This window comes from Oceaniferula marina, from assembly GCF_013391475.1.
GTDB lineage: Bacteria > Verrucomicrobiota > Verrucomicrobiia > Verrucomicrobiales > Akkermansiaceae > Oceaniferula > Oceaniferula marina.
Window position 1 is genome coordinate 702,528 of the sequence record NZ_JACBAZ010000001.1, and the last position, 23,265, is coordinate 725,792.

A 23,265-nucleotide genomic window follows, 5' to 3' on the forward strand; every position below is an offset into this window, starting at 1 on the left:
ATCCTGTTTCTTCAGCCCACTCTAGTCAGGCTAAAACCGTTAACTCGTTCAATTTTTCTTCTGCGCACCAGTCAAATCCTTGTGACTCAGCAGCTCATATTTCAGAAATACAAAATCTGCAGCTGACTGAATCTCCAAAGCAACCTTTTTATCAGAGCTAACCACAGACTCAGAAAGTTTTTCGGTGCGTAAATCCGTAACTTTAAGCTTATCGCCAGCCTCACAAAAACGAATACTCACATGACGAGCCGCTTCGGTATTCTTACGCTCTCGAAACACGAGAAGATAACCCGTTTTTGAGCCAGGTTTAACCCACTGAAATCCGCTCCAAGCAGCGCCGTTCGGCTCATCACCCATCGCAAAAACATAACTTTGATAGAGTTCATGTTGAACCGGCTTGTATATAGAAAGCAAGTCACGGACTTCATCCCGGTCACTGCCTTTGTAGTAATAAGTCGACTGGAAAAAAGTTGGAATACCCATCAGCCCAAGTGCCACCTCATATCCGTGCCCGTAAAGGTGTGCGTCACTCTTTTGCCTGTTCACTCGAGCAAAATTCTGAATAGGCAGCTCAAATTTGTTCAAGTTGACATACTCAGCCAACTCACGGTTTTCACGTAACATCAACGTCGGCTGAGGAATTGTATTGGCAGGCGTGTTTGGTTTTCGGTTAGACAGCCAGACACACCCAAAATCGCGAGCCCAGAAATACCCGAATCGTGGAGCATTCTCTGTGACATCTACAGCCATACGCGCCTTATGCTCCGTATAAAGCAAAAAGCTGCGCAACTTATTCCAGTGGCTGTATAGATGGTCATAATTGGAAATATGTGCGAAGTCATACTTCCATGTTTCAAACCCACCTTCATCGAAATTGCGCTTTAGATCGTCGAGTTCGGCTCGGGCCGCCGTCCACAGGCCCAATCGAAGCCCCTTGCTTGCAGCGGCATCGCGAACAACACTCCACCCCTTCGGGTACCAGTCGTCCCTTGTGCTCCATTCATTTTTCTTTTTATCCGCTTCATTGGAACGACCCTTCTGCCAACCATCGTCAATCTGTAAAACATCAATTCCAAGGTCAGTTACTGAATCGATTTCCTTCAAGACCTCAGACTCCGCCGCTCTAGACATGGAGTCGCCTCCTCCATTACCACTGCCCCAGGTGTTAGCCTTTACCCACACATCACGCTTTGGATCTACAGGAAAACGAGCCCGATCAAACTCTTTCATAGCGAGTTCGCGCTGATCGGAGGAAGCTTCAGAGTAGAGCACAGTCCATGTCGCCCAACACCAGCGGTATTCCTCTGGATGCAAATACTCAGCGGAAAGCCCCGAACCCGTATTATGCAGACCAGCTTTATCTTTCTTAAACGCCCCAGTATCCACACCTGAACGGTTCACACACTTGTGCGACTCTTTCACCCAAGCAATCCCACCCTTGTTGTTTTCCGCAAACAAAACACTAGCCCAATCTACACTATCCCCCGTCATGGGCTCTTGCCGCGACATATGGTGATCTTCAGTATGGCGGTGCTGCGTGTCGTTATAGTAGCCGAATGCGGTCAAGCGATCCTGCTTCACAGGTAGAAAATCAACACGCCGCTCAGAAGCTTCATTTTGCTTCGCGTTAACCTTTTTCGCCTTGCCGCCACAATTCATGTAACTGGATAAGCGATAGCCATCAGGCGCCATACTGTTCAACTCGCTGATCCGTTTGGGATCACCGTTAAGATTCAATGCCCCTGCAGCCTTTCCGCCCTCGCTCTCGTATACCCAGACCTCAGAAACACAAACATTCACCCCACCTTCTTTAATCACCTTAATGTTCACCGCATCCCCCACGCGAACAGAATCAGGAATGTCAAAAGACACAATCTCTGGCATTTTTTTGTCACGCCAACTCGGCAAAGCCACGGGTTTGACCACTTGGACTTTACTCTCGCCATCCATGCTCAATGCTTGGATCGACTGAATCCTTCTAGAGCCCGAACCAGCATCCCACCAAGACACCATCACTTTGTAATCACGGTCATGGCGCATGCCCTCCATCTTCAGCTCAATATTCTTCGGCGCATAAAGAGTGCTCAATTGGTAGAGTTTGGCAATTTTGTGTTCTTGTGCCGACTCAGGAGCTACATGAGAAACACCGGAAATCACCTTAAATTTTACACCATCCGACTTTGTCTCCTGCTTTGATCGAGCGATATTTTTGCCACCTTTAAGCCATACTTGTGTCCTGATGCCCGGAGCTTTCGGGTAAACCCAAATCGCATACTTGAGCTTCACCCCGGTGGACGGGTATTCCATCTCTGCCAAAACCTCCAAGTGATCCGATGTAAACCCCTCATCATCAGAAGGAGTCGCCGTAAGCGATATCAAACGAGCTTGACCTTCAGTAAGACCAGGGAACTTCCAATCAGCATTTTCCGTAACAGGTCCTTCAACCCATTCATCTCCAGAATTTAAATCACGAAGACTGGATGTCACCAAACCTTTCTCTGTCCACCTCCACTCACGCGATACCCTGCCGGTGCTAACGGTAAGCAGATTACCCTTTGATAAAACCTCTGCATCAGCAAATGCCGCTTTTACCTCAGGTAAATCGGCATACATATCCGATATCGATATCATGCTGGCAAAAAGACCAACAGCTAGAGAAGCTTTATTTATACTCATCATTTTCATGTTTAACCCAATCGCCAGTTACTGGTTAAAACATACACAATGCCACCAGTTCAGTAAGTCCCGCCTATCCGTGACAACAACGCCCTGTGCCCGATCAACCAGCATTCAAATAGTAACGTTGAATATCACGAAAAATATTATCCCTCCGGCGACGGGCAACCTCCACATCTTTTGTTTTTAGTGAGAATCTTCTACGCTCGGAGGTTCCATCACCGTGATGAATCGTTATATTACACCACCAAATTTCTCCATTGATCCAAATATGATGATTCCGGTTTTTTCCCATGGTCTTCGTTGCTAATTTACTTGTTCTCATAATGATTTGATTTGGATAACCGAGGACGACAACAATCATCATACATTATGATCATCGAACTAACCTCGTTCATTTATATCCTGCCCTAAAAGGGCCAACCAAGAAAGTCACGAACATCAGGGACTCTGAGCCTTATCTTCGATGTAACGAGGCTCAATCAAGCAAACAAGGATCCATCAAGACAGACAAACACATATTCATCCTATAGTGATCATCCGCGCAACGGATTTCACTACCGACCACAGAGACCCTTTTACTTCTTTGGCTGCTCAAGCACCTCTGCCGCCAATCTAAATTTTTTATGTTCGGACATCGTATGTAGCTCATCCATCTGCTTATACAGCTCAGCGACCAACTCTGGATATTTTTTTGATAAATCCTTTGTTTCTGAAAGGTCGTTATCCAAGTCATAAAGTTCCATTTTCGGCTTCCTTTGAGTATTGGTGTTCAGACACACCAATTTCCACTTCCCCTGACGAATGGCACGCTTTCCCTTCCCTTCATAAAATTCCCAGTAAAGGTTTTTATGTTGGGCCTGCTTCCCCCGCCCCAACAAAGTGGGCACGATGGAAATCCCATCCGTATCTAGCTGAGGCTCGGCTCCTGCAAGCTCTCGCAATGTTGGCGAAATATCCCAGAATGCGGAAACATGGTCCGTTGAACTACCTGCTTTGATCTTTCCTGGCCACCATGCAATCATCGGGACACGCACCCCTCCCTCATACAGATCCCGCTTACCACCACGAAGTTCACCGCTGGAATGAAAACTATCCCGACGATGGCCACCTTCCTGCATCGCCCCATTGTCACTGGCAAACATTACCAGAGTATTCTCCGCAAGCCCTAATTCATCGAGCTTCTTCAAAATCAACCCTACATTGTGATCCATATAAGAAACCATCGCCGCATAGGTTGTTTTCGGTTCACGCTCCCACGAGTAGTGTTGGTGTTCCTTGGAATCCAGAACTTTTTCTTTAAGGATCGGGCGATATTTTGCCTTCCATTCTTCTTTGGCGCGCAAACTGGCGTGAGGCAACTGAAAGGCTAAATGCAAAAAGAATGGCCCATCTTTCTGACGCTCAAGATACTGCAAGGCTTCATGAATCACATTCTCACTACTGTATTGGTCACCAGCATGCTGGGTATTATTTGGATATTGAACTCTCTGAGTGTTTCTCCAAAGGTAGGGAGGATAATACCAGTGAGCTGCGGTGTGTGAAGTAAACCCAAAAAAATAATCAAATCCCTTTTTCTTCAACAACAAAGCATCATCCGTGTTGCAGCCCAAACCAGATTTACCAATCAAGGCAGTGTGATAGCCTGCCTTTTGAAGCGCACTCGGGAAGATTTGATCCTGAGGGTCAAGGCGCATCTGCAAATACCCATTTCCGCGCACGTAAGTATTCCCGGAATGCTTCCCTTGCAACATACAACTCCTGGAAGGTCCACAGACAGTACTACCTGAATAGTGCTGGCTAAACACCATACCTTCTACCGCCATTTTATCAATGTTAGGCGTCTGAATGACCTTCTGCCCATAACAACCTAGATCTCCATACCCGAGATCGTCAGCTAGGATATAGATTACATTAGGCTTTTTCTGATCCTTTTCAGAGCCCCATCCAAAGCTACTAAAAGCTAAAAAAACAAACCCCGCCATCCATACCAACTTCATAAATTCTTTGCTCATTCCTAATTTCGTTAAATGTCTCACCTCTCTAAACCAAAGGTTCAATGATCATACAATAACCCCCAATCTTGTTGAGTCACGCTCATCCGTGACTAGTATTGATACAAAGGCTAAGCTTATTTACACTGTGAGGCATGCTTGATCAAGCATCACTGACGGCGAACATCCTCAATTCTATTACCCATGGCTCAAGCACTCTCAATCCAGACCAAACTCTCCCTAGCCCTTCTTTGGCTTGGATCATGCATCTCACCGATTCAGGCTAGCCCGGACCTAGGAGACCACCCTAATTTCGCACATGCCATGCAGGTTATCACTCGAAAAGTTGATAACTTCCCCGTTGTTTTTCACTACGGACAAGTTCGCCCCGATTTTAATGACACCTCCAAAAATCCCCACCGCTCCAGGCTCGACCTCAACGGGGAATGGTTATTTCGATTTGACCCCCAGTCCATAGGAGAAAAACAACGATGGTTTTCGACAAAGACCCATCTTAAAGACTGGCATCAAGTCAACGTCCCACACTCATGGGACTCCATGCCCGGAGGAAAGTATTGGGATTGGCAAAACCGAAGTGTGACCAATCCACCGCATTACAACGGGTCAGCATGGTATCGGCGCTCATTCGAGTGGACACCCCAGCAAAATAAACGGCAAAGAATCGTCTTTCTCGGCGTCCAACAGCGAGCCCGGGTTTACTTAAATAACTCAGCAATCGCGATGCATGAAGGTGGCGGCGCTCCTTTTTCTATCGATATTTCCGAGCGCCTGAAACCTGGAACCAATACGCTCGCGCTCAAAGTCACTCGCCTGCCTAATTTCAAACTCCATAAAGATGGCAAAAAATGGGATGAAATCCACTACACCCACACCCTACACCCCAAAGCCCCCGATTGTTGGCCTTACGCTGGTATTCTTAGAGATGTCTACCTCAGCGAAGAAGCGGCAATCAGCATTCGTAAAACGCAGATCTGCACTCAAAATGACAAATTACAAACGACCGTCATCATCAGCAATAACGGCAAACAAACATCCAGCGTCTGGGTCAAACTTAGATGCTCAGCCCTCGCAGTGCCCCGCCACACAAGCCATGAGCTTTTACGTCTAGCTCCAGGCCAAACAAGAGTGGTAAAGCTATCCCTCTCCTTATCAACGGATGCCAAATCCTGGAGCCCTCAATCCCCCCACCTCTACAAAGCCCATATTACTCTTCACCGAGAGAATGGCCAAGCGTTCGACCAACTGGTATCCACATTCGGCATTCGAAAGTTCACTACTTCGGGACCTCAGTTCACACTTAACCAGCAAGCTATTTTCCTCAAAGGCATCTCCCTTTATGAAGAAAACCACCACCGGGGAGGCGCCATTACCCGTAAAGATCATGAAAAACTCTTTCAGTTAGCCCGACAATCCAACTCAAACTTCATCAGGATGCACGTCACGCAACGAGCTCCCTACGCCTATCAACTGGCAGACCAGCAGGGATTTCTGATTTGTGCGGAATGGGCAGGCTTCTGGTATACGAAAGAAGCCATGGCTCAACAAAGCCAAGACAAACAATCCATCTACCAAACCCTAGGTCGCTGCGCCGTATGGGACCTCATGAACCATCCCTCGGTCGTCCTTTGGGGGCTACATAATGAAGCACACCAGTTCTGCCCGGAATATGAAACATTTGTAAAAACAGGTCGCTCGTTGGTCCAAGAACTCGATCAGGAAAAACGCCCGATCACCTGGGCTGCCTGGCATCCAACCAAAGGCACGCCACATTTCGAGCATGCCGATGCCGTTGGTTTCAACGAATACCGTGGTGCGATGGACCCGTTTGAAGATCTTGCCCCGGACCTCAACAAAGCAATCAAAAGCAACCCGAGCAAACCCCTCATCATCATGGAAAACGGAGCTTGGTCCAAACGAGGCGAGAGAGGACCCGTTACCCAGAAAAGCACCGAAGACTGGCAAGCCGACCTCCTCAAAAGACAGTGGAACGTGCTCACGCAATACACACCTGCATTTTCTGGCTACACCTACTGGCTACTTAGCGATTACCGATCACGTAAAACCTACACGGGAAACAGAAGATCCAATGGCTACTCCCGTATGGGCCTCTACGATGAATTTCACCAACCCAAACTCGTCAGTGAGGTGTTTCGGGATTTAATAAACCCACTCAAAAAATAGGTGTTCTGGTCACGCCCATTCAAAGAATGAATCACGCGTGCCGCTTTTATCTGTTTAAAGAGCCAAGGAATCAGCCCCAGCTCATTTCACGCATGCTTCGATGAACCATGCCCCACACTTGGGATACTCAGTGTATTTCCAGTTACTACTTTGACTGCGAGAAGATCCAATCGATCAGATTCGTACCAGGAGTAGTCATACTACCATAAGCAGCACCATAAGGAGCAGTAATAGGATTAGCCCAAGCGGGTGTTGTCACTGCATGCCCAACACCATCAAATTCCGTATAGGTCCAGTTTGGGTGCCCGGCTGCGAGCATGGCGTCATGCATCGCTCTGGATCCTAGATACGACACAACGGTATCGCTATTTCCATGAAAATTCCAGATCGGAACACCTACCAAAGTGGCTGCCTCCGTCGGATCCCCTCCTCCAGCCATCGGAGCCAGACAAGCGAACCGTGAAGGATCGCGCATCACACAGTCCCATGCTCCAAATCCGCCCATGGACTGCCCAGTGACATAAATACGATCCGGATCGATATTGAACTCCTGCTCAAGAGCATCAATAATTTCGTAAACCATTGTCATCGAATCGGTAATCGGAGTCGCGCTGAGATCATATTGTCCAGCTCCCCATGGCGTCGCGGCCCAGTTGCTTTGACTCTGAGGAGTGATCACAAAGGCGGGGTATTGAGCCCTAACTTCTTTACTGGACAACTCCTTCATTGCCTCAATGGACCGACTGGTATTGTCCGTTCCCGTTCCGCCAGCGCCGTGAAAAGCGATGACCAGTGGATACTCCACATTTGGGTCGTAAACATTCGGTTTGAGTATCCGGTAAGGCAGGCTGCCCGTACCGCTGCTGTGAAGTCGTGCTTCAAAATTGCCTAGTGGCTCAGAGCCGATTGTAAAGAAATCACGTAGCACCTCCCCTTGTACGTAGAAAACGTAGTCTCCATTGGCATCGATGGTTGAGTTCTGGTCAATGCTTGTCGAAAGAAACGGGGCCACTCCATCGGGAGAGTGCGGAGCCTCACTCCACCAGGCGTGCTCCCCGCCTAGATTCGTTTGCCTCCTCGGAAAGAGCAGCGACGGATAAAGTGTTCTCACAGTAAGTTTACAGAGGTGTTGATCACCGACCTCGAAGTCGACAATTTCCACTTCGATATCTGCCGCCGCTAGTGCGCTACCGATATAGAAAGCCAGGTTTCCATTTGTGCTAGCTGCCTGCGTTCCCGCATCCGCAGTCAACATCCGCCCGTCAGGATATTGGTCTCCGCCCGCACCGGAAGTGCCGTTATGCCTTGCGAAGCTCACCGTTTGACCACCGCCATCGCCGCCATAGATAAATTCAACAAGAAAGCCATAAGCCTTGGTTGGAACCAATGGAATCGACGCATTCAGGTCGAAGTGGACGTATAGCCCTCCGTGCGTCAGTCCTGCTGGTATATCAAAATACTCACTATACAGAGATGTCATGCTTGTTCCATCTAGGGCGTCATCGTCAGAGAGACCATCGCCCTTTACCCATTCTGTAGAATCATTCGAATCACCCGTTGGATTCCATTCAAAAATAGTCAGCTTAAACTTATTCTTATACTTCATGTTCCAACCATTGCCTTGAACTAATGATAGCGATTTCATATCGAACGCAGTCGCCGGCTGAAAGCTCATCCCGTACCCGCTACCGTTAGAAACGCCTTGAGTCGTGTTAGTTATATTATAAGAAATCTGCGCACTATCGCCTAGCGCCTCAAGGGGACTCATACGCAGATTACCAACACTCGGAGGAACGTAGATAGTGTTCTTACTCAAGTAAAAACATAGATCAGCATTGCCTCCTTGGTCTGTATTCGCGGTGGTCGTAGTGCCGATCTGCCGACCACCGGCATAAAGGTCACTTGTATGACTTCTCCGGTAAGTGATGTTATCAGACCCATGTCCAGAATAAAGTAGTTCAATCGTAAAACCATAGGCAGTGTTTGCCGCCAAAGTAACAGGACTACTCAAATTGAAGTGAATATAATTCAGCGCAGGCATGCTACCAAGTGGGGTCTCAAAATCCTCACTGTACAACAACGTCATGCCCGTGCCATTGAGAGGATCACCATCTGTAGTTCCATCGCCCTCTTTCCACTCTACCACATCCTCACCATCGCTGGAAGGATTCCATGTGAACAGTTTAAGTCTAAGATAAGTTCCAGCATTATAGCCCTGTTTAGTGGCCTTAACCACAGTGAGTCGTGCCAAATCAAACCCAGTATCTCCTGTTTTGAAAGTTTGTCCAGCAGCGACACCAATACCATAACTTTGCTGCGTAGTCGCCGCACTTGCGGGATGCGAGATAGGAGTACCTGCACCGGTTGGCTCAGTAGTCTCGGCGATGATCGTATTAGCGCCTAAAGCAAACGTGCAGCTCAACGAAAACAAGAGTGATCTAATTACGATTTGTTTGAGTTTCATATGATTGATAGAAGTTCGTTCTTGAGGGGAGGATATTACCTCATCAGCCTGTGCATAGGGCTTTGGAGCCAGGCATCTGGATATCGATTCGTTACAGCGATGAAATCATTGACGGCTTGAAGGGAAATAGATAGTCACGAGTACGCGGGACTCGCCGTGATGATGATGACCCCGACCCTGAGCACCTCTGGTTTCACCTTTCTGAAAATTACGGGCTACCCTGCCAAAAAGGACTGGCCAGCATGTCACGTAATTACGTGACTTCAAAAAAACTAGCCATCTGTATTATAAGCTTGAGTTACACAGTGCGGGGTGACAATTTTTTAGTGTGGGCTGGCATGATGACATCACACACACAACAACAATCCATTTGTGTCACGGATATCCGTGACTATCCAAAACATCCGCCTTGCTTCTATCTTTTTTTACACCCAAAACATCATAATATGAAAACAATAATTAATACCATAACGGGCCTCAGTATAGCTCTGACAGCCTCGACACATGCTGCATCATTGATCATCGGCGGCAGCGCGCCGACCGAAGATGTCGTATTTTCCCAGACCTCTCATAACAACAACTCGGGCTCCTCGGTTACAACATCCACCGGGCAAACCTTTGCTACAACAACCGCATTTGATCTAAGTGCGATTTCAGTCTTGAAGGGCAGCACTCAAAATGGCTACGTAGTTGGGGATCAAGTACGTTTGCAGATTTTCACTGTAACTGATGGCGCTACTGTCGCCACGAATTGGAAAACCGGATCGGGCACAAGCGACCCAGTGGCTTCTGCTGGCATTACTCCTATCTTTGATTCGGCATTTGATATTACCACATCCGGGACAGCCAATATAGCCGAGGGGACGCTTCTGACTTTTGATATAGGAAACCTTAGCCTATCAGCCAACACAGATTATGGATTCGTTTTTACATTTATTGATGCTGCTGGAGGCCCCAATAATATGAACTTCAAGCAAAATACTCTATCCAATGATTTTGCGAACGGCATGAAGATTTCTAGTAGTGCTACTAATAATACTACAAGTGTAAACCAAGATCTAGCCTTCTACGTGGTATCGGCGGTTCCAGAACCTTCCTCGACTACCCTACTCGGTCTCGGTGGTCTCGCACTCATCTTGCGCCGTCGCAAGTAATTGGAATCAGTATTTACCTATTCTTTATAACCCCCCGGTGGCTTCCATGGTCGCCGGGGGTTTTTCTATCCGTGTAAGAGCTCGACACAAATCAAAACTACTTTTCTGAATATGCGATACATCAAAGACATAAAGCTAGCCTTACTATTTATACCACTCCGCAAAACAGATGAGACGATTGAAAGTTTTAAAGCTGTGAGGAAATGCACTTCGTGGTCTACCAGAGTTCCGTCTGTTTTGCTACTTGGTATTAGCATACTCTCGCTGACTTCCGCCTCAGGAAAAGAAATCCAACCTAACATCATCTTGGTGATGACTGATGATCAAGGTTATGCCGATTTAGGATGCCATGGTCACCCTTTTTTAAAGACCCCAAATATCGACAAGCTCTATGGTGAGGCGATACGTTTCACTGACTTCCACGCCAGTCCAGCATGCGCTCCGACTCGCAGTGCGCTCATGTCAGGCAAGGCCCCTTTCAAAGTGGGAGTGACCCACACCGCAGAGCCACGAGCTAGACTGAAACTAGGTACCGTCACTGTAGCGGAGGCTCTCAAATCGAACGGCTATGTAACTGGAATTTTTGGGAAATGGCATTTGGGATGGGAGAATGAGTATCAACCTGAGAACAGAGGATTCGATGAGGTATTTATCCACGGAGGCGGAGGAATAGCCCGTAGCCAACCGAAGGCTGAAACACCTTTGAAAAACGGTAAGGAGAAGGGCTACTTTAATCCATTCCTAAAGCACAACGGTTCCTTTGTACAAACTGAAGGTTACTGCACGGATGTGTTTTTCCAGCAAGCTCTTGGGTGGATGAAATCTAACGTAGATCAAAACAAGCCGTTTTTTGCTTACATAGCAACCAATGCCCCACACTCCCCATACATTGTAGATCCGAAGTACAGCAGCCCCTATAAAGACAAGTGTGATCTCCATACAGCTAATTTCTATGGAATGATCTCAAATACCGATGAAAACATGGGCACCTTGATGAGCTCCATCGATAAGTGGGGAATCCGTGATAACACGATACTCATCTTCATGACGGATAATGGCTCTTCCAAAGGGTCTAAAGTTTACAATGCCGGGATGAAGGGGAAGAAATGCCAGCCATCGGAGGGAGGCGCTAAGGTACCCCTATTCATACGCTGGCCGCAAAAGCTCACGGCGGGACTTGATGTTGATCGCCTTACGAGGCACTACGATCTCTTTCCTACCTTATTAGACCTGTCCTCAGGCCAACTGCCCGCAGGGCTTGAGCTTGACGGTAGAAGCATGGTTCCTTTGATGAAAAATCCTCAAACAAAGGAATGGGAAGACCGTAATACCTTCATCCATGTTGCCAAGTGGCCCACAGGAAAAAGAGATAAACACAAATATGCTAATTTCGCGGTACGCAATGAGCGCTGGAGGTTAGAAGGCCCTTTTAAAAAGAACAATACCACATTGAAGGACACTAGGATTCAACTCTATGACATTAAGAATGACCCCGGGCAAACCACGGATGTAAGTAAAAAACACCCAGAGATCTATAAAAAAATGTTATCATCCTATGAGCAATGGTGGGAATTATGTCTACCACTCATGATCAACGAAGATGCCGATGCTGCAAAAGAAAACCCATTCCTCGAGCAATACGAGAAACAACGGGCAGAATCAGGTATCCCAAAGTGGACCCGCCCACGTTTCTAAAAAAAACACACTATTCTGCACAATTATTTCCCCTTCTTCTTAGATTTCTTTTTTTTCGTGTATACTTCCTTTTTCATCGCGTTAGAAATTGCGATGGCATTGGCTCGATCTTCTTCGTCATAGTCCCAATAATCGTTTATCACCTTGTTAATCAGGATTTGAGGATCGTCCTCTTTGTATTTTGCTCGGAGCTCTTTGAGTTCGATTTTGAGTTCCGCAACGACCGATGCGTATTCAGGATTGTCGTAAAGATTATTCATCTCCTTCGGATCTGTCTTAAGATCATAAAGCTCCCACCCTGGAGGCGTGCTTGGGGTATCAGCTCCGCGAAACCACAACGTGCCATAAAACATAATCAGTTTATAACGCTTCGTTCGAATGGCAATATGCGCGGGGTTTGCATGACTCGACATGTGCATCCAGTAATGATAGTAAGCTGACTGTTTCCATCCCTTCGGTTCCACGCCCGTTTCTAGGATCGATTTAAAACTACGGCCCTGCATGTATTCTAGTGTTTTCACTCCAGCGAAATCCAGCATTGTTGGAGCATAGTCCACATTCTCGACGATTGCATCCGCACGACTCCCCTTCTCTATCGCCTTCGGATAACAGATGATCAATGGCATTCTCATGCCTTCCTCATAGCACCAACGCTTGTCCATGTAATCGTGCTCACCAAGGTAGAAGCCCTGATCGCCGGTATAAATGATGACTGTGTTATCGTAGAGACCTTCCTTTTTCAGGTAGTCGATGACGCGTTTCAAGTTATCATCCACACCTTTGACGCAGCGCAAATAACGTTTCAGGTATTCTTGATAAGCCATGCTCTTGGCCTCGTCATCGCTTAGATTTGGATCATTTGCCCAAGCTCTGATGTAATTCCGCCGCTCATGACGTCGACCAATTGATGTCCCAATCTTATGAATCAGCTCATCATTGTGGCCACGCGTTGCAATCGACCCATGATTACCACGCTCATATAAACTCGCAGGCTCTGGAATGTGGACATCGGCGAGATAAGACTCATAGCGTGGCGCATACACAAACCTATCGTGTGGTGCCTTGAAATGATACTTTAGGAAAAATGGCTTCGTTTGATCGCGCCCCTTCAACCACGCCAAAGCAGAGTCAGTGATACAGTCAGAGGAGTGCCCTTCCATCTTGACCAAAGTTCCTTTAGTATCTCCATACGTGCCCTCAAAAAACTCGGGGTTGATATACTTCCCCTGTTCAGGCACGACTTTGTAGTAATCAAACGTCGAGGGTCTCACCTTAAGGTGCCACTTCCCCACGACAGCGGTAGTGTAGCCAGCCTTTTTCATCTCAATGGCCAAATAATGATTCTTAGGCTGGAGGGGTTCACGTAACGTGATGACACCGTTTACAGCGCTATACTGCCCGGTCATGATCGATGCCCGACTTGGCGTGCAGATCGAATTGTTGCAGAAGGCATTCTCCATGAGCATGCCCTCCTTCGCCAACTGATCAATCGTAGGCGTCGGATTGAGCGACTGTAGTCGTCCACCATAGGCTCCAATCGCCTGACTGGTATGATCGTCGCTCATCACGAACAAGATGTTTGGTCGAGTCTGATCTGCCTGCAAACTGACAGAGCTCAGACCAATCAGAGCGATCGTGGCAAGATGTAACATTCTCTTGTAAATCATCATTTTTGTTTTGCTGATTTTTTATTGTTTTTAAGCTTCGTCCCCCAGGTCGGCCAATCACGAGCTTCAGCCTGAACGTTTAAGAATTGTGCGTTTATTCTCTTCTTCATCGCTTCAAATCGCTCAGGATTTTCAGCGGACACATCACGGCTTTCTCCAGCATCATTTTTTAGATTATAGAGCTCAAATTCGATGAGTTTAGACTCTTTCACCACATGCATACCCGCTCTATTTTTTGTGGACTTGTCGTCACCACCAAGTGTTTGCGCTGCAATGATTTTCCAATCACCTTCGCGCAACGCCGCCTGCTTGCCTCCACGAGAATGATACATCCACCAAAAGAGTGGCTGAGGTCGACTCACTTCTTTCGCGCCGAGTAGCAGCGGCACAAAGCTGCCCCCGTCGACTGTAACGGTAGTCGTCATTTCGGCTCCCCCCACCTCACACAAAGTCGGCAATATATCGGTGCCATTAATCGTGACATCGCTAACCGTCCCCGGCTTCACCTTCTGAGGCCAGCGTACAATCCCTGGCACGCGATGCCCGCCCTCGTGCATGTGCCCTTTCGCACCACGGAAAACTCCAGGTGAGCCCCAGCTCCCTCCCTGACGATGCTCTGGCCCATTGTCACTGGTAAACATGACAAAGGTATTTTTGCTAAGATTCTTATCATCCAAAACTTTCAATAGACGCCCCACTTCATGATCCATCTCAGCGACGCATCCGTAATACCTATGAACTAATTTGGGATTCGACTTACGAACGACACCAGGCCCTCCAAGTGGTACTTCGAGTGCCGCAGTTCGGGCCGCATCGTTATTATAAATATCACTCCATTCCCGAGAAGGAGTGATCGGCGAATGAGACTCATTCAACCATAGAAACATACAAAATGGCTTATTCGGATCCCGATCCTCACTGTCGAGCCAGTCAATGCACTCTTCCACCGTAACTGTCGCCTGAGATCCGGTCAGGTTTCCTGCAGGTTTCCCATTGCGAACCAATGAATCTGGGTCGCGAGAGAAATTATGTTCACAGGCAAGCCAATGATCGAAGCCAAAAGCATCTGGCCTGGCTAACTTACCCTTCGCGTCGGTGAATCCACCTAAGTGCCACTTCCCGGAAAACATCGTCTGGTAGCCAGCAGCCTTTAGCATACTTGCCACCGACTTCTCCTCTGGATGAAGGTAAAATGGCTTTGAACCTGACAAAAAGTCATAGATACCCACTCGATACGGATGCCGCCCGGTCAATATCGCAGCCCTAGAAGGAGAGCAATTATTAGATGCAGAGTGACAGTCAGTGAACCGGACCCCCTGCGTTGCTAGTTGATCCAAGTGTGGTGTCTTGACAACAGGATGCCCATAACAGCCCAGATCTCCATAGCCTAAATCATCAGCCAGTATAAACAAAATGTTCGGCTTTTCGGCAGCCATATCCCCAGTTGTGATTACTAGGGAAACGGCCGCAAAGGCAATCGTGCGAAGCGTTGTTTTTAATTTCATCATAAGTTCAATTAAGGAGCGGATTTGACCTTCTACCACCTAAACCTAAAATCGTCTGCTTAGTGCCGATCAATTCCTTTCCGGAGCACAGCGTTCGCCGTCAACATACCGTTTTAGAAGAGCACGCATAGCAGTCACTTTTTCCGGGTGCTCATTATAGAGATTCTTGGACTGTCGTGGATCTTCCTTCAGGTTAAACAGAAGGCCTGGATTGTTTTTTAGATACGCCTGTAAACCGAAATGCTCCAAGTAATACTGGGATTCCTTTCCAGAAGCTCCGGTCGATGTATCAATGAGAACCCAGTCTCCTTGACGTAAAGCATACTTACCCGTCTTCGTGTTCTGAACTGTCGCCACACGCAGCGGGCCCGCACAATCTTTCCCCGTCAAAACAGGCAGGAGGTTATAGCTATCGATGGCTTGTTCGTTGGTGAGTTTAAATCCGGTGATTGCTGCGAATGTGGCTGCGAGATCAACTTGGCTAACGACTTCGTCCGAGGTCGAACCCGCTTTGATCTGGCCGGGCCAGCGGACGATAAAGGGAACGCGGTGCCCGCCTTCATAGAGGTCATGCTTTATCCCACGAAATTTGCCTGAACTCCATTGGTCAAACTGTCTGAGTCGTCTGTAAGCAGCGTTTTCCGCGCCGTTATCCGCGGTAAAAATGACAATAGTATTGTTGCTTAGACCTTTTTTCTCCAAGACATCGAGGATTTTTCCGACCATCGCATCGGTCTCGATCACAAAGTCACCGTAATAACCAGCATGTGACTTACCATGAAATGGCTTGTTAGGAACGATGGGATAATGAGGTGAATTAAAGGCGAGATAGGCAAAGAAGGGCTTCTGAGCGTCTTGCTTCTCGATCCACTCGACGGTTTTTTGAGTGATGGTGGGGAGAACATCATAGGGATTCCAACCTTCTGCCATGGGGCCAGGTCGAAAACTGCCTCCACCGGCTAGAGGATTTGATTTGATGACGGGCTTCGTCGGAATGGTTAAGAAACGATCACCTTCGATCCAGCAATATGGCGGCATGTTAATCGTGCCATCGCCATAGTAATCATCGAAGCCCTGATCCAAAGGTCCCCCGGGGAATCGCTTCGTCCAGTCGTATGATTCGGCCCCTTTGGCCTTTTTACCCACGCCCGGCTTTCGGATCGCATCCCAGTCCCAACCGAGGTGCCACTTGCCAAAGCACGCAGTGTTGTAGCCCTGCTGTTGAAACATGCGCGCGATGGTAAACTCGCCCGACTCAAAAACCGAATCTCCGAAAGCACCGACGATCCCATGGAAGCTTCGCCAGTGGTGCTGGCCTGTGAGCATCGCATAGCGACTTGGCGTGCAAATACCGGACGAACTGTGCCCATCGGAAAAAGTCATACCTGCGCTCGCCAGACGATCGAGATTCGGAGTTTGAATTTTTGCCTCGGGATCACCGTAAGACACATCAGCTACGCCCATGTCATCTGCGTAGAGAATGATCACATTGGGAACTTTGGTTGACGCGAACGCCGACGCAACGCACAGACTCAGACAAAGGGTTGTTTTTAATATCATGTATGGAGTGAGATGTTGGAAGGAACTTTCATCGGGAGATAAAGGGCTTACTCTTTTAACTGAGGGAAAGTGGTCATCAAATTTTTATCAATGATAGGCCATCCATCATTTTTCAGCTCAGGACCAGGTGTTGTTCGTCCTCTTCTCAGAGCCTGGTTGAAGGTTTCGACCATGCTTTGAATCCGTTCGGGATGGGCATTTTCGAGGTTCTTTGTTTCGGCTCTATCGTCTTTTAAGTTGTAGAGCTGAACTTTTTGAGCAGTGGTTCTCGTTTTACGAGGGAAAGCTCCAGTCCCTGTTTTTTTTGTTAAAAGTAGCTTCCAGTCACCTTGGCGAATGGCAAAGTCACCATTACCAGCATGGTGAATCGTGAAAGGGCGCACTGGTTCGGAACTACCTTTCAAAGCAGGCAGGAAAGAAAAAGAATCTTCGGCTGCATTCACTGAAATTGAAGATTTTTTACCGATAATATCAGCAAAGGTGGCATAGAAGTCAGTGGTGCATACGGTTTGATTTATTTTCAGACCGGGTTGAATACCTTTGGGCCAGCGCATAAGGAAAGGGACACGGTGTCCGCCTTCATACAATGCTGTTTTTGCTCCACGATAGGGACCAGAGGGGGCATAGCCCGCCTTCATCATATTTGGCAGGGGGATATAAGCGGCAAAGCCGTTATCAGCCGTAAAAATAACCAGGGTGTTTTCATCCACGTTAGATTCTTTTAATTCTTCCAGCACCTGTTCAACGACCCAATCGGTTTCTGCTATAAAATCGGCATAGTGACTGAACTGCGAGTAGCGGCCTTTGAATTTTTTGCCTGGTGTTACAGGTGTGTGGGGTGAGGTAAGGGCAAGGTAGAGGAAAAAGGGTTTTTCTGTATTTTCGGCTTGCTCCTTAATGTATTCACGGGACTTCGCCGCCAAAGTTTCGAGAGCTTCACTTGCCTCAAAACCTTCAGATGCAGCGCCATAGCGGATATGGTCGTTGTATTCATTATGTTGCCAACCTTTGATTGTAGTGGGTAATTCAGTGGCTTTATTACCCTCCAAGTAGAGGTAGGGTGGCATATCCAAGGAAGCGAGAACGAAAAAGGCGCTGTCAAAACCGACGTCTACGGGACCATTTTTAAATGGCTTGGTATAATCAATCATCCATGAGTTGAAAAATTTTTCCTTAGGCCGTGAGGCTTCTTTTCTCTTCTCTTCTAGAAGCTTTTTGTATTTTTCGCCTTTATGATCAAACAGAACCCAATCAACGCCTAAGTGCCATTTCCCCACCATGCCGGTGTGATAACCCTCGCTCCTCAAGAAGGCAGGAAGATTCACGCGATCAGGATCCATGAGAGCCGGGCTGGTCGTGTTAAAAATTACGCTCTTTTTTAAACGGCTACGCCAGTTGTAGCGTCCTGTTAAAATACCGTAACGCGTAGGAGTACAGACGGCGGAGCTCGTGTGCCCATCTGTAAAGTTAGCACCTTCTATTGCCAAGCGGTCTATTGCCGGTGTGGGGATGATGCTGCCCGCATAGCTTGCTTCTCCCGGGCCCATATCATCCGCTAGAATAAGTACAATGTTGGGTTTATCTCCTGCTGAGGCAGGGAACAGACCCCCTGTTAACAGAGTGAATAATAGGGCGCTTAATGTAGTGTTGATTTTCATGATCGAACTCCCAGTGATCTTTCATTATTTCCCCGCATCATAGAAAGCTAGATGGTTCTCCATAGTTAACAGGCAGCGTTTCTTTAATCACTTTAATTGAAGACGGATCCTACTACTGATTGGCAGGTATGAGCGGTATGTCCGCTATTGACAGAGCCACTTTGAGATACGAGCCACTCGTAGGCTTCGGATAAACCACCAGCACCTTTCTGTCACCATTCGCGCTCTTCACATAGTTTTTAAAAAGAAAGGCTTTACGTTTGCCATTGAGAGCAACGACCTTGAGAGCCAACTTATCAGCAGGAGACGTCTTGAATATCTTTTTTTCGCTCGCTTTGATAATGTACTTTTGCTTACCAATTTGGGTATGCAGCTCGTTATGCGAGTAGTTGAGAACCAACACGGACCCCGCTGGTAGCTTCTTTGGAGAACAATCGATTATCTTAAACGTCGGCTTCGCCCATTTTTCTTCGCTGGCTGGATCAGAAAACACTAGGGTGAGTGACTCTTTTGAGGAAGGCGACGGTATTCTCCATTTGAATTTTGGCCTCCCGGTTTCATCGATAGCGTCAAAAATAATCTTTGAGGAAGCCTTATTGATAAGGATCGGTTTACTGATTCTGTAGTTATTGATCCGAAGCGAGTAGGGCTTCTCCGAAGAGCCCGCAGCATCACGCATCTTCGTGGGCACACAGCGCTCATCAACCCAAAGTATCGAGGGCAGTATCGCCCCGATATCTTCAGATTCGGTTGCATTTTTTGACGTTAAAATTGGCAGCGGCAGAATATAGGTGTAGCCTAGATCCTCTTTGGGCTCCTTCTCAGCTTCTTGGGCTAAGCTTACTTGAAGGGAAGCTGCGGCAAGAATAGGTAGAATCAAAAATTTTATCATCGGTTGTACTTGCTTAAAGTTCATTTACGTTGAGCCAACGGAAACTAATCATTTCAAATTTACGCCCGTGTTGAACTTGAGAACTTGAAGGTTCAGGCCCAATGCCATCCCAGTCGGGATCGACTGGTTCGGCGATCCGCTGCACCACGGCTTCAGCGTAAGCTCTGGTGACCTGGGTGCCATTTTTTGACTCACCATACACACGAATCAGAAAGCTATCACCCCGGGTTGAGAGGCGGGGCCCCAGAGCTTGCAAAATGTCGCCTTGCTGAAGATGTCCTGCCATATTTCTGGTGCGGCTTTTAGGAAAATTTGAGAGCCCCTCGTATTCAACGTTCGCTAAACTAGCGATGTCACTGTGAACTTTGTTCGATCCATAATAATGATCATAGTAATCGAGCTCCCCTCCCCCCGAGGACCGCCCGAGCCCCAGATCAACAAAGCTTTCGCCTGAATCATTGCCATTGAGACCTGATTTATCAATAGCTGCCTGGAGAGCGCCACTGAGACCTGTCTCTCTAGAATCGAGCCTGCGATTCACGAAGTCCCCGACGGATAGGAAAGGGCCTCGGGCTCGGACTTCCTCTACGATGTGCTCAGCGAGCTTTGTTAATTGATCATCATCGAGTTCACGAAACCCATTCCAGTATGAATCGTCCTGCAGCGTGTCACTACCAACATCCAGATTATCACCCTGCGCTGGGTGCGAACGCGAGAACACTGTCATTTTTTCTTCACCCTTGCCGTTGTAGCCGTAGTCGCTTGTGGAGGCACTGGATAGAAATGACTTCCAGGCGTTCACGGAGGTGCTATTGGGGTTAAATCCACCTGGCACACCGAGATATTCGGCGACTCGATGGTAACCCTCTTCAGCTGCGATGTCACTTTCTCTGGATTTCATCATCAGGAGATAGGGTGACACCCATTTACCAAGGTCAGGCAAGGTCGGGTTCCATTCCATGCTCGTATTGCTGGATGTATTCCTCTTCGTCTGTGAACTCATGAAAAAACGATCCCACATGTTGAAATTGAGTTCGTATGCCAAGTCGTAGTAAAGCAGTTGATCGGAGCTGCTTCCTTGTGTGACCAGATCGATGTTACCCGTCATCCCTGAGGAATTCGCCACACTTGTCTTCTCCCTGTCGTAGCGAATGTCCGCGTAGGAATTTCCTAATGTGTAGGAGGAATGCCAGATGAAAGGGCTATAATTCAGGTGCTGCAACATCCCTAACGAAGGAACACCGTAATCTGGTTTAGGAAGATCAAACAATACCATATCGACCCCTAGCAGAGTGCCTTTCGTAGTGAAGGGAGACGGGGTATTAAAATCAGCCCGTGGCAATTTGGCGAAGTTTTGATTATGATTCACAGAAGGCTCCATCAAGGGCGGCACGAGTCGTGATTTTCCTAAAGTGTCATTATTATTACCCGACCGGCTATTCACAGCACCTGGCACATACCAGCTGGCCCGCACATTGGCGTTGGCAACCGGTGCAATAGGTAAAAACTGGCTTCCATATACATTCAAGCTATCCCAATTTTCATCGAGATAAATATATCGATACCCAAATACTCCAGACATCGAACGCAGCCATGTGTCCTTATCATTCAAATCGAACATTCTTTTATTATTGGCAAGGTTCGTCGTGTCATAGGGAGCTTTAACATATTTATACCCCTCCTCTCCAATAAGAACAGATTGATAGAGATCATTATTATTTTTGATGTCACTCCAATCACTATGGGGCGCTTCCCCATCATACAGAAACCAGGTTCTCTTGAAAGTCACCTTCCCTTTTGGCGTGCCTGCATACTGGATGCTGTTCACCGAACTGGTTTGTGCAACAGCCAATCTCACCATCTTATCTTCCGTTCCTTTGAATGAACTTGTCTGAACAGATGGCTCACTCACCAAGCCAGCTTCCACTTTAAAACACTTGTCGTAGATACCCACACCATATGAACTGGGAGCTAGAATTAAGTCACCTGGTCGGGTAGCCGCATTCCAATCCACGGTGGACTGTGGGATAAACTCCAGATACTCACCTGGAGCTAGAGCTGGACACTCAATTTTAAACATGGGAGTAGATATAGGATTCTCAAAACTGGTCGAATCACTGGTTACTACCCAACGCTTGCTAAGAACCTTTCCGAAGTCCGCTACAAGGGCTTTGTCAACTTGGGAATCGATAGGCCCGGTTGAGATCAACCAACTGGTTCCTATTTTTTGGACATTCCTGCATACCATCACCTTGGGGTATTTTGATTGCACGTAGTAGTTCTTGGCATTGATGGTGACATTGTAGGGGTTCCATAGGACTACTTTTGGAAAAAACCCGTAGTGCAGTTTGTAAAAATTCACATTCGTGTCCACCGCTGGATTACCCACCGTTATTTTGCCACTTCCATCTTCTTCATAAAGTAGGTGCATTTCGTTTTCGCAGAGGGTCATCACCGGGTGAACTGCGGCACTCGTATTATTTTTGATATCTGGAACCTGCAATATTGAACTTCCAGTCATCGCCTTGAGATCTGAATCTCCAGCATCTGCCCCGACACCGGCATCTGCCCCTAAATCATAACCTGTTCTGACTGGGGCTACAGGATCGACCGAGTAACTATTCCCAGATCCTGTGACGGGGAGGTTCAACCAGCTTTTGATGAGTCCCAGCTTGGGGCCGTAGGTCGTATGGAAACCTTTATTGAGTGCCAGGTTGGGATTGCTTTCAAGGATATTATAATCCTTTGTAATAGATCCATAGGATCCCCAAGCAGGAAGAGCGGCATTACTCTTGCTCGCTTGATACTTTGCATACGCTATTAGATCCTTCTTCAGCCCTCCATTGAGGGAATCTGTGAGTAAAGATATGGAGTAGTGAGTGTAGTCTGCAGCGAGATCACGAGGTAGATCGTTGTCATCCACAGCAACGCCCACGGTGCCGAGCGTGGCGAGTTTAGCGATTGCCTTCTTTTTTAAGCTCACGAGATCTCCGTGATGAAAATTGCCCACACCGTGTGGTGCAAAGTATGGAGCTATATTCTCGCCACCAGCCTCTTGAAGACCTACGGGGCGTTCCTTTCTATTGTCATGGCTGATGTTAGCTTTCAATGAGAGGTCATCAACGTACCAGGCGTAAGAGCCAGTAACTTGACCTGATTTGCCGTAGACAGGGACACGTTCTACTGTGATTTCCGGAACCTCTGAATCCGTGGAAGCACTAGTGACAGCTCTACGTAAGGAGACAGGGGAAGAAAGGGGTTCTCCGGGAATGGGGTCCTCGCCTGACACCAACCATGTAAGTGGGTTGTCAAAAAACAGGCTCGTATCATTCCCAGATCGAGCATCAAGCAAGGAACCAGTATCATCATCTCTGGTAACAATGTCTGTGCTCAAGTCGTCTGGCATTTTACTGGAATGCCAAACACCAATCCATGAGCCATTAGCCATGTCCGGATCAAATATGTCAGCTCTCGCGGTTGACCGTTGATCCTGGCCAGTATGTTTTTGAAGCTCTCCAATAGCCAACATCAGAGCCAACCGGGCATTTACCCTTGCTTCCTCCATTGCATTATCATTATTGGCTGAACGCACCTCTATCGTGCTCAGTGTTATGATAGCCAAAACGATCATCATCAAAAGAACCATCACTGAAATGGTGGCAATCAAAGCGAAGCCGCGATCTGTCGAGCTCGCTTTGATGTGTGGTTTTCTTTTCATGATGGTAGCTGCGATCAAGAATGTTCTATCGGGGTATCTTCAGTTTACCAGAATACGATCGTTCAGTCTAAATAAGATAC

13 protein-coding genes are annotated in these 23,265 nt (G+C 47.5%); 3 read left to right on the forward strand and 10 right to left on the reverse strand.

Annotation, left to right across the window (positions count from 1 at the left end; translation table 11 throughout):
* Positions 1-48: 48 nt before the first annotated feature.
* The 3 genes from HW115_RS02840 to HW115_RS02850 all read right to left on the reverse strand — a co-directional run bounded on the left by HW115_RS02840 (position 49) and on the right by HW115_RS02850 (position 4,736).
* Positions 49-2,685, reverse strand: a complete 2,637-nt coding sequence (locus tag HW115_RS02840) for an alpha-amylase family protein (RefSeq protein WP_178931054.1) — start codon at positions 2,683-2,685, stop codon at positions 49-51.
* Between the two features lie 94 nt (positions 2,686-2,779).
* Positions 2,780-3,043, reverse strand: coding sequence for a hypothetical protein (locus HW115_RS02845; RefSeq protein WP_178931055.1), 264 nt, complete (start codon positions 3,041-3,043; stop codon positions 2,780-2,782).
* 211 nt (positions 3,044-3,254) lie between these two features.
* Entirely contained in the window at positions 3,255-4,736 is a 1,482-nt protein-coding gene (locus HW115_RS02850; RefSeq protein ID WP_227021234.1) for an arylsulfatase, read from the reverse strand.
* Between the two features lie 258 nt (positions 4,737-4,994).
* Between HW115_RS02850 and HW115_RS02855 the strand changes: the two genes are divergently transcribed.
* Positions 4,995-6,872, forward strand: coding sequence for a glycoside hydrolase family 2 protein (locus tag HW115_RS02855; RefSeq protein ID WP_178931056.1), 1,878 nt, complete (start codon positions 4,995-4,997; stop codon positions 6,870-6,872).
* Between the two features lie 145 nt (positions 6,873-7,017).
* Here HW115_RS02855 and HW115_RS02860 read toward each other — a convergent pair whose 3' ends face one another.
* Complete coding sequence (locus tag HW115_RS02860) at positions 7,018-9,336, reverse strand: carboxylesterase family protein (protein ID WP_178931057.1); 2,319 nt, start codon at positions 9,334-9,336, stop codon at positions 7,018-7,020.
* 338 nt (positions 9,337-9,674) lie between these two features.
* Between HW115_RS02860 and HW115_RS02865 the strand changes: the two genes are divergently transcribed.
* Together HW115_RS02865 and HW115_RS02870 are read left to right on the forward strand one after the other, a co-directional pair.
* Entirely contained in the window at positions 9,675-10,490 is an 816-nt protein-coding gene (locus HW115_RS02865; protein ID WP_178931058.1) for a PEP-CTERM sorting domain-containing protein, read from the forward strand.
* Positions 10,491-10,601: 111 nt separating this feature from the next.
* The gene (locus tag HW115_RS02870) at positions 10,602-12,185 is read left to right on the forward strand and encodes an arylsulfatase (RefSeq protein WP_178931059.1); all 1,584 of its coding nucleotides are present in this window, start codon (positions 10,602-10,604) and stop codon (positions 12,183-12,185) included.
* 23 nt (positions 12,186-12,208) lie between these two features.
* Here HW115_RS02870 and HW115_RS02875 read toward each other — a convergent pair whose 3' ends face one another.
* The 6 genes from HW115_RS02875 to HW115_RS02900 all read right to left on the reverse strand — a co-directional run bounded on the left by HW115_RS02875 (position 12,209) and on the right by HW115_RS02900 (position 23,185).
* Entirely contained in the window at positions 12,209-13,852 is a 1,644-nt protein-coding gene (locus HW115_RS02875) for a sulfatase family protein (protein WP_425498130.1), read from the reverse strand.
* On the reverse strand, positions 13,852-15,360 hold the full coding sequence (locus tag HW115_RS02880; RefSeq protein ID WP_178931060.1) for a sulfatase family protein: 1,509 nt from the start codon (positions 15,358-15,360) through the stop codon (positions 13,852-13,854). Before HW115_RS02880 ends, HW115_RS02875 begins: the two co-directional genes overlap by 1 nt.
* 66 nt (positions 15,361-15,426) lie before the next feature.
* Positions 15,427-16,845, reverse strand: coding sequence for a sulfatase family protein (locus HW115_RS02885; protein ID WP_319609253.1), 1,419 nt, complete (start codon positions 16,843-16,845; stop codon positions 15,427-15,429).
* Positions 16,846-16,964: 119 nt separating this feature from the next.
* On the reverse strand, positions 16,965-18,575 hold the full coding sequence (locus tag HW115_RS02890) for a sulfatase family protein (RefSeq protein ID WP_178931062.1): 1,611 nt from the start codon (positions 18,573-18,575) through the stop codon (positions 16,965-16,967).
* A 112-nt stretch (positions 18,576-18,687) separates the two neighbouring features.
* Complete coding sequence (locus HW115_RS02895; RefSeq protein WP_227021235.1) at positions 18,688-19,491, reverse strand: hypothetical protein; 804 nt, start codon at positions 19,489-19,491, stop codon at positions 18,688-18,690.
* Positions 19,481-23,185: a pilus assembly PilX family protein gene (locus HW115_RS02900; protein WP_178931064.1), complete on the reverse strand. Its 3,705-nt coding sequence runs from the start codon at positions 23,183-23,185 to the stop codon at positions 19,481-19,483. Before HW115_RS02900 ends, HW115_RS02895 begins: the two co-directional genes overlap by 11 nt.
* Positions 23,186-23,265: the final 80 nt, after the last annotated feature.